The sequence below is a fragment of the Stenotrophomonas sp. Steno-Z10-HUANG genome, assembly GCF_056393075.1.
Genome location: NZ_JBWJPA010000003.1, coordinates 339,101 through 352,312, shown reverse-complemented (window position 1 = coordinate 352,312; position 13,212 = coordinate 339,101). Strand labels below are relative to the sequence as shown.

The window sequence follows — 13,212 nt, the reverse complement described above, 5'->3', positions numbered from 1 at the left end:
GACCAAGGTAAAGGGAAACACCATGAGCGATTACGAGAACAGCACTCCGCCGGCGGCAGGTTCCGACGACAACACCATGGCCATGCTGGTGCACCTGTCGGGCATCATCCTGGGCTTCATCGTGCCGCTGATCATGTGGCTGGTGAACAAGGACAACCCGCAGAAGTCGTTCCTCACCGACCAGTCCAAGGAAGCGCTGAACTTCCAGCTTACGCTGCTGGGCATCTACATCGTCGGCACCATCCTGTCGATCATCCTGATCGGCGCGCTGATCAACCTGGCCGCCTGGATCGCCTGCATCGTGCTGAGCATCGTCGCGGGTCTGGCGGCCAACAAGGGCCAGGCGTACCGCTATCCGTTCGCGATCCGCCTGATCAAGTAATCCGGCGGCAGCATGCGGCAGCGAAAAGGCCCGGGATTCCCGGGCCTTTTCCGTTGCGGGGGTGCATGTGGCCGGACGCGTGCGGCGCGTGCCCGCTGGGGCCTCAATGCGAGCGCCGGATCGCCAGCTCGGCCAGGGCCGACAGTGCGTTGGCACCTGCACCGAACGGTGCCAGCGCGTCATGCATGTCGACCGCCAGCGCTTCCAGCCGTGCCTTGGTGCCGTCCATGCCCAGCAGTGCCGGGAAGGTGGACTTGTCCTGCGCCGCGTCCTTGCCGGCCGTCTTGCCCAGCTGCTCGGAGCTGGCCTCGACGTCGAGGATGTCGTCGCGCACCTGGAAGGCCAGGCCCAGCGCGTCGGCGAAGCCGTCCAGCCGTGCCAGCTCGGCATCGCCGGCGCCACCGCACAGTGCGCCCATGCGCACCGCGGCGCGGATCAGCGCGCCGGTCTTGAGCGCGTGCATGCGTTCCAGGCCGGACAATGGCTGCCGGCGGCCGGTGGCGTCGATGTCCAGTGCCTGCCCACCGCACATGCCGGCCGCGCCGGACGCGGTGGCCAGGGTGCGCAGGCAGGCCACCGCCAGCGCCGGTGGCAGCGGAGCGTCGGCAAGCAGCTCGAAGGCGCGGGTCTGCAGCGCATCGCCGGCCAGGATCGCGGTGGCCTCGTCGAACGCGACGTGGGTGGTGGGACGGCCACGGCGCAGCGCGTCGTCGTCCATCGCCGGCAGGTCGTCGTGCACCAGCGAATAGGCATGGATCAGCTCGACCGCGCTGGCCGGTGCGTCGAGCAGCGCCGGGTCGGCGGCGAACAGGTGGCCGGCGGCGCGCACCAGCAGCGGCCGCATGCGCTTGCCGCCGCCCAGCACGGCGTAGCGCATGGCCTGGTGCAGGCGCTGCGGCGCGGCGTCGGGGTCGGGCAGGGCGGCGTGCAGGTGCTGTTCGGTACGTTCGATCCAGCCGGCGAACAGGGCCTCAGTCGACATCGCCGGCCTGTTCGAACGGTTCGGCCTTCTCCGGCTGCGCCGGATCGGTGAGCAGGCGTACGCGCAGTTCCGCCTGCTCCAGCGCCTGCTGGCACTGGCGGTACAGGCCGACGCCGCGCTCGTAGGCGGCCAGCGACTGTTCCAGGCTCAACTCGCCGGTTTCCATCTTCTGCACCAGCTGCTCCAGCTCTTCCAGCGACTGCTCGAAGTGGGCGACCGGCGAGGTCTCGTTGGGGGACTTCTTGGGCATGGGGGAAGTGTGAGCGGCGGGCGCTGACGGGTCAATTCGCGCTGCCCGGGGGCTGCCAGCGCAGCTGCGCGCGGCGGGACTGCAGCCAGTCCCGCAACGGTGCGGCGACGATGCCGTCGCCGGCGGCGAGCACCTGCGTGCCGTCGCACAGCAGCGGCAGCTGCGGGCGCAGCCACGGCGGGATGTCCGACGCCTGCAGGCGGTGCTTGAGCAGGTGCGAATGGGCGCGGCCGGGCAGGCGGATGCGCTCGCCGCCCCGGCGCTGGCGCACCTGCAGCGGCGCGTCGAAGCCGGGCGCGCCATGCAGCGCCAGTACCCCGCCATCGGGCAGCGGCAGCGGTGTGCGGCCGTCCCAATCGGCCTGCCAGCCGTCGGGCCAGGGCGGGTACACGGCGGCGACCTGCAGGCGGTCGCGCCAGCGCACGATGCGCGCCTGCTGCCAGCGGAACTCCGCCTGCCGGTCATGGCCGGCGCCGAGCAGGTCGTGCTGGATGCGGGCCACGCCATGGCCCGGCAGCGGTGGCAGACCGCATTGCCGCGCCCACAGGCGCAGCACGCGGGCGCAGGCGGGCGCCGGCAGCGCCGCCAGCGCGGCGACCGACAGCGCGTGGCCGTCATCGCCATCACGGCAGGCGTGCAGCCATCGTTCGTCCTGCGCCTGCAGCAGGGTCGTGGCCTCGCCGGCGAGCGCTGCGCTGCGCGCGAACACGGCGGCCGCGTCGGGCCAGCGCGTGGCCAGCAGCGGCATCACCGCGTTGCGAAGGAAGTTGCGGTCGAAGGCGTCCTCGCCGTTGCTGGGGTCGTCGATCCACGGCAGGCCGTGCCGGCGCGCATGCGCTTCCAGTGCGGCACGCGGAACGCGCAATAGCGGCCGCCACAGCTGGCCGGCGCCGAACTCGCGGTATTCGCGCATCGCCGCCAGTCCCTCCACCCCCGAGCCGCGCAGGGCGCGCAGCAGGAAGGTCTCGGCCTGGTCGTCGCGGTGGTGCGCCAGCGCCAGCCGTTCGCCCGCCTGCAGCAGGCCGGCGAACGCCGCGTGGCGGGCGCGGCGCGCGGCGGCTTCCAGGCCTTCGCCGGCCGCCACGTCCACCTGCACGTGCACCACCCGCAGCGGCACCTGCCATTGATCGCAGACGCGCTGGCAGTGTGCGGCCCAGGCGTCGGCGGCGGGCTGCAGCCCGTGGTGCACGTGCACGGCGCGCAGGCCAAGCGCGCGCGCCGCCGGGGCGTGCGCCAGCAGGTGCAGCAGCACGGTCGAGTCCAGCCCGCCGCTGAAACCGACCAGCACGGGCGTGGTGAGGTCCGGTAGCGGTGGCAGGGCGGATTCCATCGGCGCCATTGTAGGAGGCGCACCGATGAGGGGGCGCAGGTCCATCCCGCTGCCATGCACGTCGGGCGACGGACGCGCGGGCGGGCGCCGTCCGCTACGGGGAATCGGGCAGCGCGTTGCCCTGCCGGTCGATGCGCAAGCGCGTGCCGCCGACGATGTCCGTGTGGCCGCCGGCGTCTGCCGCGCCTTCGCGGCAGCCGTCGCAGACCTCGACGCTGCGGTTCCGGAAGGGGAAGCCCCCGTCGAAACGCGCGGCGAAGGCCGGCTGCAGGGGGGGCGTAGTAGTCGATCCGGCCGTCCACGCGCGCGGACCAGGCCTTGGGCGAAGTAGTCCGGGCCGTTGTCGCAGGTGATGACCGGCAGGTGGGCGCCGTCGCGGCGCACGTAATAGCATTGGCTGCCGGCCTGCAGCGCGGCCAGTCCGCTTTCGTCGAAGCGTAGCCGTGCCCGTGCGCCGGCACTGGGCGCGAGCGCGCCCGGCGCCGTCTGCGTGCAGCCGGGCAGTACCTCCAGGCGCTGGGTGTCGCGACGATGGCAGGCCTCCCCCGCGCAGGCCAGGGCGGGCAGCAGGGCCAGCGACAGCAGTGCCGCCGCTGGCCCCGACACGTGCCGTCGCGCGTGGTTTACGGCGCCTTGCGTTCGAACTTCGCCGGCTGCGGCAGTTCCACCGGCACGCCCTGCGCGTCGCAGGTACCCTGTTCACACAGGCGCTCGCGCAGGCGCGGGGTGGCCTGCACGATCAGGTGGTAGATGGCGTTCTGCTCCAGCGTGCCGCGCACCGCGGTGCTGCCGGGGCCGCGCGCCCAGATGCCGACGTCCTCGCCGCCGTGCGATTCGGCCTTGGCCGGGACCAGCGCTTCCTGCATGTAGTCCGGGTGCTCGGTGTCGACGTGGGTCAGGTCGGGGCGGCCGCGCGCCGGCTCGTAGCTGCTGGGCGCGTGCGGGAAGGTCTTGGGGCCTGCCGGCTGGCGGTTGCTGGCGCCGGTGTAGCCGGGACCGTTGGCATAGCTGAGCGTGGTGTAGGGCAGGCCGGTGGCGTCGCGCGCCAGGTCGAGGCCGCCGGCACCGTCCTCGCCGCCCTTATCCTTGACCTTGCCCAGGATCGGGTTGCCGCGCGCCGGGTAGCCGACGAAGTTGAGCGTGTGCGAATGGTCGGCGGTGACGATGATCAGGGTGTCATCGGCCGAGGTCGCTTCGGCCGCCGCGCGCACCGCGTCGGACAGGGCGATGGTGTCGCCCAGTGCGCGCGCCGCATTGCCGCTGTGGTTGGCGTGGTCGATGCGCGCGCCCTCCACCATCAGCACATAGCCTTCCGGATGCCGGGACAGGTTGGCGATGGCCGCGCGGGTCAGCTCGGCCAGCGACGGCTCGCCGGCGGGGTCGCGGGCGCGGTCGTGCTCGTACTGCATGTGGTCCGGCTCGAACAGGCCCAGCAGCGCCGGGGCATCGGCCGCGGCCTTGAGCTGCGCGGCATTCCACACGTAGGCGCCCTGCGGGTGCGCGGCCTGCCATTCGGCCACCAGGTTGCGGCCGTCCAGGCGCAGGCCGACCTTGTCGGCATACTCCGGATCCTGCTCGTTGACGGTGGTGAACTGGCCGCGGCCGCCGCCCAGCGCGACCAGCGGGCCACGGCCGTAGCGCGTGGTCGACAGCAACTGCTGGGCGATGTCCACGCAGCCGGCGGCGCGGGCCGCTTCGGGCACGTCGGTGTCGTTCTCCCAGTTGCGGTCGGGCGAATGCGCGTAGGTCGCCGCCGGGGTGGCGTGGGTCAGGCGCGCGGTGGACACCACGCCGGTGGCCATGCCGGCGCTGTCGGCCAGCTGCAGCCAGGTCAGCGCATGCTTGCCCAGGCTGTCGGCGCAGTCGCTGCGGCTGCCGGCGCTGACGCCAATGGCGCCCATGTGGGTCTTCACGCCCGTGGTGATGGCGGTCATGGTGCCGGCCGAGTCCGGCGTCTGCGAGTCGGTGTTGTAGGTCTTGCTGAAGGCGGTCGCCGGGAAGCGCTCCCAGGACAGCAGGTTCTCCTCGCCCGGGTTGCCGTGGCGCTGGCCCTCGAGGATGCGCGCGGCTGCCACGGTGGTCAGGCTCATGCCGTCGCCCAGGAACAGGATCACGTTCTTCGCCTTGCCGGCCATGGCGCCATTGCCGGCCGCCTGCGCGGCGCCGGCGCGGTACCACCATTGCGGCGTCTCGCCCTGCGGGTGGCTGACCGCCGGCACCTCGACGGCGAGGGCCTGCGGCGCGCGGGGCGCGGCGGTGCTGGCGCAGGCGCCGAGCAGCAGGGTGGACAGGGCGGCGAGCAGGGAAGGGGCGTGGCGCATGCGATCGACCATGAATCCGGAACAGGCCGCCATTATGACGATCCTGAAAAGGCATGCCGATGACACGCAGCTTTTCCGCGCTGGCGTCGTGCCGCCCGCGGGCTTGCGCTATCGTGCCGGTTCCTGAAAAAGTCCCCGGATTCCCCTATGAAGCTGGTTTCTGCCTGGTTGCGGATTCCGTTCTGGCAGCGCGTGGCAGGCGGCTTCGTGCTTGGCGCGCTGGCCGGCTGGGCGCTGGGCCCGGCCGCCGAGCTCTGGTTCGGCCCGCTGGGCGAGCTGTACGTCACCCTGATCAAGATGATCGCCGTGCCGCTGGTGTTCTTCGCGGTGATCAGCGCCATCGGCTCGCTGCACGGGCAGAAATCGGTGGTGGCGCTGGGCGGGCGCACCTTCCTGTGGTTCATCATCACCGCGGCGCTGGCGGTATGCGTCGGGCTGGGCGTTGGCACGCTGATGCAGCCGGGCACCGGCGGCCTGAGCCTGGCCATGGACAGCGCCTATACCCCGCGCGACGTGCCGTCGGTGGCCAAGGTGCTGATGGACGTGGTGCCGTCCAACGTGTTCTATGCGCTGTCGGGCATCGGCACCAAGGTCAATGCCGCCGGCGAGACCGTGCTGGCCGCCGGGCGTGGCTCGATCCTGCCGGTGATCTTCTTCGCCGGCCTGCTCGGCTTCGCCATGGTCAAGCTCGGCGACAAGGTCGGCGAGGCGCGCAGGCTCACCGGGCAGCTGAGCGAGGTCATGATCCAGGTCACCCGCTTCGTGCTGGAGATGACCCCGCTGGGCACCTTCGGCCTGATCGCCGGCCTGGTCGGCAGTTATGGCTTCGAGAAGCTGCTGCCGCTGGGCAGTTTCGTGCTGGCGCTGTACGTGGCCTGCGCGTTGCACATCCTGGTGGTCTACAGCGGCCTGCTGCTCGTCCACGGGCTGAACCCGATCAAGTTCTTCCGCGGTGCCGCGCCGGGCATGCAGGTGGCGTTCGTGGCCTCGTCGAGCTTTGCGGCGATGCCGGCGGCGATGCGCTCGATCACCGCCAACCTGGGCGTCAACAAGGACTACGCGTCGTTCGCGGTGCCGCTGGGCGCGAGCATCAAGATGGACGGCTGCGGGGCGATCTACCCGGCGCTGTGCGCGGTGTTCATCGCCCAGTACACCGGGGTGCCGCTGACCCCGGAGCAGTACGTGGTGGTGCTGATCGCTTCGGTGCTGGGCAGCTTCGGCACCGCCGGCGTGCCGGGTACGGCGGTGGTCATGGCCACCGTGGTGCTGAGCGCGGCCAACCTGCCGCTGGAGACCATCGGCTACCTGTACGCCATCGACCGCGTGCTGGACATGATGCGCACCATGACCAACGTCACCGGGCAGATGGTGGTGCCGGTGATCGTGGCCAAGGAAACCGGGCTGCTGGACCGGCAGGTCTACGACGCCCCGGTCCGTCCCGGCGTCGGGGTGGACTGACCGCCCGTCGCCGGGGCCTGCCCGGGGACGGCCATCCGCGCGAGGCGGGTGCATCATGGGGGCGGCGGCCATCCGGCCCGTCCATGACAACGAAAGGAGTCGCTCCATGATGCTGCAACGAATGCTCCTGCTGGCCGGCTGCGCGCTGGCCGGCACGGCCGCTGCCGCCGACGCCGACCAGTGGCGGGTGCCGGTGGCGGTCGAGAAACTCGACAACGGCCTGACCGTGCTGGTGTCCGAGGACCACAGCGCGCCGGTGGTCGGGATCAGCGTGGTCTACCGCGTCGGCATGCGCCTGGAACCGCGCAACCGCACCGGCTTCGCGCACCTGTTCGAGCACCTGATGTTCCAGGGCACGCCGCAGGCGCGCAAGGGCGTGTTCGACAGCGTGATCACCGGCGGCGGCGGCCGCAACAACGGCTCCACCCGCGCCGATTTCACCAACTACATCGAGACCGCGCCGGTCTCGGCGCTGGAGCCGATGCTGTGGCTGGAAGCGGACCGCATGCGCACGCTGGACTTCAACCCGGAAACGCTGAAGAACCAGCAGGACGTGGTCAAGGAGGAGATCCGCAACAACGTCCAGAACCAGCCCTATGGCGGCTTCATGTGGATCGACATCGGCCAGCACGCGTTCTCCAAGTGGGAGAACAACCATGACGGCTACGGCAGCTTCCACGACCTGGAGAACGCCAGCCTCGATGACGTGCGCGCCTTCCACCGCGATTACTACGGCCCCAACAACGCGGTGCTGTCCATCGCCGGCGACGTCACCCCGGAACAGGGCTTCGCCCTGGCCAAACGCTACTTCGGCGACATCCCGGCGCGGCCGACGCCGCCGCGGCCGGATTACACCGAAGGCCTCAATACCCGCGAGGTCCGCCTGCAGCAGTCCGATGCGCTGGCGCAGGTGCCGGCGCTGGCGGTGGGCTGGAAGATGCCCGACCGCGGCAGCCGCGACCAGGCGCCGATGGCGGTGCTGGGCGCGCTGCTGGCCAATGGCGAGGCTTCGCGCCTGCACCAGGGCCTGGTCAAGGAGCGCCAGCTGGCGTTGAACGTCGACTCGCTCTATGGCCTGACCAGTGCCTGGGAGTACGACGGTCCCACCCTGTTCGTGGTGTTCGCCATGTACAAGCCCGACCACGATGCCGACGCGGTGTTATCCGGGATCGACGCGGAGATCGCCCGGGTCGCCAGCGAGGGCGTGGACGCAGCCACGCTGGCGCGGGTCAAGACCCAGTTGCTGGCGCAGTGGTACGACGGCCTGGAAATGTTCCTGGACCGCGCCGACGCGCTGGCCAAGCTGCAGGCGCTGTGGGGCGATGCCCAGGTGGTCAACCGGATCCCGGGATGGATCGAAGCGGTGGACGCCGCCGACGTACAGCGCGCCGCGCGCACCTACCTGACCACCGCCAACCGCACCGTCATCGACCGCAAGCCGGCGGCGATGCTGGCCCCCGCCGCGCAGAAGTGAGGACACCGCCATGATCAAGCCGATACCCTGCCTGCTCGCGATGGGCCTGGCCCTGTCGCTCGCCCCGACCGGCGCGGGCGCCGCCCCCGCGGCGCTGCCCGCCGGCCTGCCGGACTATGCCGCCGACAAACCGCTGCCGGTGCCCGAAATATCGCGCAGGACCCTGGCCAATGGCCTGGAAGTGTGGGTCGTGCCCCGCAACGGGCTGCCGCGCGTGGACTACGTGCTGGCCATGCGCGGTGCCGGGCTGGCCGCCGATGCCGCCGCCACGCCCGGCTTCGCCACCGTGCTGGCGCGGCTGTTGAGCGCCGGCACCCAGGCGCACGACGCGCGCCAGATCGCCGAGCTGGCCCAGGGCATGGGCGGCAGCGTCAGCGCCGTCGCCAGCGTCGACGGCCTGCTGCTGAGCGGCTCTGCACTGGCCTCGCAGGCCAAGCCGATGCTGGCGCTGCTCGCCGAAGTCGCCCGTACCCCGGCCTTCGCCGACAACGAAGTGGAACTGGCCCGGGCCAATGCCGCCCAGGAGCTGAAGGCGGCCGAGGCGCAGCCGGGCTTCCGTGCCTCGCGCGCGCTGTTGCAGGCGGTCTACGGCGACCACCCGTATGCGCGCAGGCAGCTCGACCACGCCACCTTGCCGGCCCTGACCCCGGCCGCGCTCAAGCACGAACACGCGCGTCGCTTCCACCCCGGGCATGGCCTGCTGGTGATCACCGGCCGGATCGACGCTGCGACCGCGTTCGCCGAGGCCGAGCGTGCCTTCGGCGACTGGCGGGGGCAGGGCGATGCGGTCGCCGACACCGCGCCCGCGCCGCGCCAGGCCCCGGCGCAACGCACGATACTGCCGCGCCCGGGCAGCGTGCAGTCGACATTCCGGATCGGGCGCCCGGCCATCGCCGCCACCGACCCGGACTACGTGCCGCTGCAACTGGCCAGCACCGTGCTGGGCAGTGGCATCAGCAGCCGCCTCAACCAGAACCTGCGCGAGGAAAAGGGCTACACCTACGGTGCCGGCGCGGGCCTGGCGGCGCTGCGCGCCGGCGGCAACCTGGTGGCGTCGGCCGACGTGCGCAACGAGGTCACCGGCGCGTCCCTGCACGAGTTCATGAAGGAGTTCGACCGGCTGGGCAAGGAGCCGGTACCGGCCGCCGAACTGGAATCGACCAAGCGCTATGTCGCCGGCGGCTACCTGATCAGCAACCAGTTGCAGGCCGCGGTGGCCGGCACCCTGGCCAGCAACTGGCTCGCCGGGCTGCCGCCGGAGTTCCTGGGCCAGTACGTGGGCAGGATCCGTGCGGTGGACGCGGCGGCACTGCAGGCGGTGGCCGCGCGTTACTACGCACCGGACACGCTATCGGTGATCGTGGTCGGTGACCGCGACGCGGTCGCACCGCAGCTGGAGCCGTTCGGCCCGTTCGGCGTCGAGCAGCGCTGAGGCACCCCATCCGGGCCGGAGCGACTCCGGCCCGGAGACACGGCGGCCAGGTGGCTGGCGCCATCCGGGGACAGGCATGAAAAAAGCCGCGGCGGAGCCGCGGCTTTCCATGAGCCAGCGCGGCGCGCCGGTTACAGGTCCAGGCGGCGCGCCTGCATGAACTTGTCGCCCCAGTAACCGCTGAGCAGGGTGTCGGTGCGCACGTCCTTGCCGGTGCTCGGCGCATGCAGGAAGCGGCCTTCGCCGACGTAGATGCCGACATGATCGACGCGGCCCTTGCGGCCGAAGAACACCAGGTCGCCGGCGACCAGCGCCGAACGGTCCTTGATCAGCTCGTTGCTGGCCTGGCTGGCCATCTCGCGCGACACCCGCGGCAGCTCGATGCCCAGCGCGGTGCGGAACACGTAGCCGACCAGGCCGCTGCAGTCGAAACCGGCGTCCGGCGAGGTGCCGCCCCAGCGGTACGGGGTGCCCAGCAGGGTCATGGCGCGGCGCAGGATCGACTGCACCTTGCCGTCGCTGTCGTTGGCCAGCGCCGTGTCGGTGGCGCCGGCCACGCTCTTGGATGCGTCGTAGGCCGAGAGCAGGCGGCCGAGGTCGCCGGCGAACATCGCCGAGCGGTCCATCAGCGGAATGGTGTCGTTGGCGGCCAGGTGCGGGAGCAGGGCGGCCAGGGTCGCGGTGGCGGCGGCGTCGGCCTTGCTGCGCTGGGTGTCGGGCTTGGCCGCGGCCGGGCGGGCGGCGGGCTCGGCATCGGTAGCGCTCTGGGCGAGCGCCGGCATGGCGGTGATGGCCAGGACCGCGGCGCACAGCAGCCGGCGGAAGGCGGGGATTCGGTGACCGGGTTGACCCGGATGGGACGGATTTTCGTTCGTCACGCGGCAGTCACGGGAAAAAGCGATGGGCGATCATGCCCTGTGAAAAGTGTGCGTAGGTACAAATTTCGTTAAATTTTCATTATTTCCTATGACTTTTTTCACACTTCAATGCAGCACGCGCTTGGCGCCGGTGTAGTGGTCGCGCCAGTACGGGCCTTCCAGATGGTCCAGCCGCACCGTGCCACCGGTGCTCGGCGCATGCACGAAACGCCCCTCGCCGACATAGATGCCGACGTGCCAGACGTTGCCCTTGTCGCCGAAGAACACCAGGTCGCCGGCCGCCAGCTGCCGCGGCTCGATGCGGGGCCCCTGCACGGCGGCCAGCTCGCGCGAGGTGCGCGGCAGGTTCAGCGCCAGCATGTCGCGGTAGACATAGCTGACCAGCCCGCTGCAGTCGAAACCCGATTCGGGCGTGTTGCCGCCATAACGGTACGGCGTACCGACCAGCCCCAGCGCCCGCATCAGCACCGACGAGGCCGCGGCCGGATCGGCCGGGGTCACCTGTGGCCAGGCATGGCTGGCCGGGGGCGGGGCGGGGCGCCTGGCGGGCGCATGGCCGCAGGCGGCGAGAACCGAGGCCGCGGCGAGCAGGGCCGGCAGCCGCCAGCGGCGGTACCGGAAAACTGGCGTGATGTGCATGGAGCCCGGATAATGCGCCACCTCAAGACGGCTGCCATGATGGCCGCCTCCCCGTCGGCCGGCAAGGCCGTCCCAACGTCTGCCAGCGGGCAGCCACTGAAGAGTTGCGCATGAAGATCGAAAAAGACCGCGTCGTCCGTTTCCACTACACCGTTTCCGAAGTCGGCCAGGCGCCGATCGAAAGCTCCCGCGAGCGTGGTGAGCCGCTGGCGATCCTGATCGGCCACGGCAACATCATCCCGGGCCTGGAGGCGGCGATGATGGACAAGGAGGCCGGCGAGAGCTTCGGCGTGGACGTGAAGTCGGCCGACGCCTACGGCGAACGCCGCGAGGGCCTGACCCAGCGCGTGCCGAAAAAGCACTTCGGCAACACCCGCCTGGTGCCGGGCCAGCAGGTGATCCTGCAGACCAACTTCGGCCCGCGCGCGGTCACCGTCGAGAAGGTCGGCATGACCGTGGTCGACGTCGACCTGAACCACCCGATGGCCGGCAAGGACCTGCACTTCGACGTGGAGATCGTCGAAGTCCGCGAGGCCAACGAAGAAGAAGTGCAGCACGGCCACGTGCATGGCGACGGTGGCCACCACCACTGATCGTCCGACCGGCGATTCCGCAGCGAACGGCCCGCCCTGTGCGGGCCGTTTCGTTTTCCGGCGCCGCGGACGGTGGCCGTGGCCGCATGCTCTAATCGCCGGTCCATCCACGGGGGAACCACGGACGTGTCCAACGCCACTTTCCAGCCGATCGCGCCGGACGAGCGCATCGCCACGCTCGATGTCCTGCGTGGCTTGGCGCTGCTGGGCATCCTGCTGATGAACATGGAGGCCTTCGTCGGCCCGCTGGACCTGTCCACCAGTGGCATCGACCCGCACTGGCAGGGCGTGGACCGCTGGGCGGACGCCTTCGTCTACATCTTCGTGCAGGGCAAGTTCTTCACCCTGTTCTCGCTGCTGTTCGGCGCCGGCTTCGCGGTGATGGCGCAGCGCGCCGAGGTTGCCGGGCGCGATTTCACCCGCTTCTACCTGCGCCGCAGCCTCGGCCTGCTGGGCATCGGCCTGGTGCATGCGCTGCTGCTGTGGTCCGGCGACATCCTGGTCGCCTACGCGCTGTTGTCGTTCCTGTTGCTGGCCTTCCGCGACGCGCCGCGTGCCTGGCTGCCGGCAATGGGCGTGCTGGCCTACCTGGCGGCGGTCGGGCTGATGCTGCTGCTGGGCGCGCTGATGCTGCTGGTGCCGGCCGACACCACGGCCGCGCAGGCGACCCACGCGCAGGCCGCGATCGAGGCCCAGCGACAGGCCTACGGGCACGGCACCTATGGCCAGGCGGTGCTGCAACGGCTGCGCGATTTCGGCGCATCGCTGGGCGCGCTGCTGGTGGTGGGGCCGCAGGTGCTGGGCATGTTCCTGATCGGCAGCTGGTTCGCGCGCAGCGGCGCCATCGCCGATCCCGAGGCGCACCGGCGGCTGTTCGCGTGGCTGCGCTGGGGCGCGCTGCCGCTGGGCCTTGCGCTGATGCTGGCCTGTGCCTGGTACCAGCCGTGGCTGGCGCCGGGGCGTTTCGACCTGCGTTCGGCCGCGGCCTACGGCGGCACCGCGGTGGCCGGCCTGCTGATGTGCCTAGGCTACCTGGCCTGGGGCGTGCGCTGGAGCCACGCGCTGCGCGGGCTGGCCCCGGCCGGGCGCATGGCGCTGAGCAATTACCTGGGGCAGTCGCTGGTATGCACGCTGCTGTTCTACGGCTATGGGCTGGGCGGTTTCGAGCAGATGGGACGCGCGTGGCAACTGCTGTTCGCGGTGGCGCTGTTCGCGGTGCAGCTGCTGCTGAGCCGGGTCTGGTTGCGCCATTTCCGTTTCGGGCCGATGGAATGGCTGTGGCGTGCGATCACCTACTGGCGGTTGCCGCCCCTGCGCCGCGATCCGGCCGACGCGCGTCCGCGGTAGCCGCGCCGCGGGCGACCACGCCCGGCTGCGCCCGCTGCCCGCGCGTTGCCTGATGCCCGCCCGGCGGCGTCGGTGGCGCATGGTCCCGGCCGCGTGGATCGGTTTCGCCGGGGCATTTACAGGCCG

11 protein-coding genes and 1 pseudogene are annotated in these 13,212 nt (G+C 71.2%); 6 read left to right on the top strand and 6 right to left on the bottom strand.

The window, feature by feature from the left end:
- Positions 1-22: 22 nt before the first annotated feature.
- The gene (locus tag AC06E6_RS06670; protein WP_104939132.1) at positions 23-382 is read left to right on the top strand and encodes a DUF4870 domain-containing protein; all 360 of its coding nucleotides are present in this window, start codon (positions 23-25) and stop codon (positions 380-382) included.
- Positions 383-485: 103 nt separating this feature from the next.
- Here AC06E6_RS06670 and AC06E6_RS06665 read toward each other — a convergent pair whose 3' ends face one another.
- The 4 genes from AC06E6_RS06665 to AC06E6_RS06650 form a co-directional block, all read right to left on the bottom strand.
- Positions 486-1,364, bottom strand: a complete 879-nt coding sequence (locus AC06E6_RS06665) for a polyprenyl synthetase family protein (protein ID WP_240211836.1) — start codon at positions 1,362-1,364, stop codon at positions 486-488.
- Positions 1,354-1,614, bottom strand: coding sequence for an exodeoxyribonuclease VII small subunit (locus tag AC06E6_RS06660; protein WP_104939130.1), 261 nt, complete (start codon positions 1,612-1,614; stop codon positions 1,354-1,356). The genes AC06E6_RS06665 and AC06E6_RS06660 overlap by 11 nt, the downstream gene beginning before the upstream one ends.
- Positions 1,615-1,645: 31 nt before the next feature.
- Positions 1,646-2,944: a tRNA lysidine(34) synthetase TilS gene (gene tilS / locus AC06E6_RS06655; protein WP_240211837.1), complete on the bottom strand. Its 1,299-nt coding sequence runs from the start codon at positions 2,942-2,944 to the stop codon at positions 1,646-1,648.
- Between the two features lie 623 nt (positions 2,945-3,567).
- On the bottom strand, positions 3,568-5,265 hold the full coding sequence (locus AC06E6_RS06650) for an alkaline phosphatase (RefSeq protein ID WP_161613598.1): 1,698 nt from the start codon (positions 5,263-5,265) through the stop codon (positions 3,568-3,570).
- A 147-nt stretch (positions 5,266-5,412) separates the two neighbouring features.
- Here AC06E6_RS06650 and AC06E6_RS06645 point away from each other — a divergent pair, with 147 nt between their 5' ends.
- The 3 genes from AC06E6_RS06645 to AC06E6_RS06635 all read left to right on the top strand — a co-directional run bounded on the left by AC06E6_RS06645 (position 5,413) and on the right by AC06E6_RS06635 (position 9,629).
- Positions 5,413-6,723, top strand: coding sequence for a dicarboxylate/amino acid:cation symporter (locus AC06E6_RS06645; protein ID WP_240211838.1), 1,311 nt, complete (start codon positions 5,413-5,415; stop codon positions 6,721-6,723).
- Between the two features lie 106 nt (positions 6,724-6,829).
- Complete coding sequence (locus AC06E6_RS06640; RefSeq protein WP_240211839.1) at positions 6,830-8,197, top strand: M16 family metallopeptidase; 1,368 nt, start codon at positions 6,830-6,832, stop codon at positions 8,195-8,197.
- 10 nt (positions 8,198-8,207) lie between these two features.
- Positions 8,208-9,629 (top strand): M16 family metallopeptidase, encoded by a 1,422-nt coding sequence (locus AC06E6_RS06635; protein WP_240211840.1) that lies wholly within the window; start codon positions 8,208-8,210, stop codon positions 9,627-9,629.
- A 131-nt stretch (positions 9,630-9,760) separates the two neighbouring features.
- On the opposite strand, the gene AC06E6_RS06630 is transcribed toward AC06E6_RS06635, so the two are convergent.
- Positions 9,761-10,507, bottom strand: a complete 747-nt coding sequence (locus AC06E6_RS06630) for a C40 family peptidase (protein ID WP_478060662.1) — start codon at positions 10,505-10,507, stop codon at positions 9,761-9,763.
- Between the two features lie 105 nt (positions 10,508-10,612).
- Positions 10,613-11,211 (bottom strand): annotated as a pseudogene (locus AC06E6_RS06625) (C40 family peptidase).
- Between the two features lie 45 nt (positions 11,212-11,256).
- On the opposite strand from AC06E6_RS06625, the gene AC06E6_RS06620 reads away from it, so the two are divergent.
- Complete coding sequence (locus tag AC06E6_RS06620) at positions 11,257-11,739, top strand: FKBP-type peptidyl-prolyl cis-trans isomerase (protein WP_240211843.1); 483 nt, start codon at positions 11,257-11,259, stop codon at positions 11,737-11,739.
- A gap of 126 nt (positions 11,740-11,865) precedes the next feature.
- Complete coding sequence (locus tag AC06E6_RS06615; RefSeq protein WP_478060660.1) at positions 11,866-13,086, top strand: DUF418 domain-containing protein; 1,221 nt, start codon at positions 11,866-11,868, stop codon at positions 13,084-13,086.
- The last annotated feature ends 126 nt before the right edge of the window (positions 13,087-13,212 follow it).

Bases quoted from the DNA above. Each gene is read 5' to 3' on its own strand.
- AC06E6_RS06670 (WP_104939132.1), top strand. From the start codon at position 23: ATGAGCGATTACGAGAACAGCACTCCGCCGGCGGCAGGTTCCGACGAC.
- AC06E6_RS06665 (WP_240211836.1), bottom strand. From the start codon at position 1,364: ATGTCGACTGAGGCCCTGTTCGCCGGCTGGATCGAACGTACCGAACAG.
- AC06E6_RS06660 (WP_104939130.1), bottom strand. From the start codon at position 1,614: ATGCCCAAGAAGTCCCCCAACGAGACCTCGCCGGTCGCCCACTTCGAG.
- tilS (WP_240211837.1), bottom strand. From the start codon at position 2,944: ATGGAATCCGCCCTGCCACCGCTACCGGACCTCACCACGCCCGTGCTG.
- AC06E6_RS06650 (WP_161613598.1), bottom strand. From the start codon at position 5,265: ATGCGCCACGCCCCTTCCCTGCTCGCCGCCCTGTCCACCCTGCTGCTC.
- AC06E6_RS06645 (WP_240211838.1), top strand. From the start codon at position 5,413: ATGAAGCTGGTTTCTGCCTGGTTGCGGATTCCGTTCTGGCAGCGCGTG.
- AC06E6_RS06640 (WP_240211839.1), top strand. From the start codon at position 6,830: ATGATGCTGCAACGAATGCTCCTGCTGGCCGGCTGCGCGCTGGCCGGC.
- AC06E6_RS06635 (WP_240211840.1), top strand. From the start codon at position 8,208: ATGATCAAGCCGATACCCTGCCTGCTCGCGATGGGCCTGGCCCTGTCG.
- AC06E6_RS06620 (WP_240211843.1), top strand. From the start codon at position 11,257: ATGAAGATCGAAAAAGACCGCGTCGTCCGTTTCCACTACACCGTTTCC.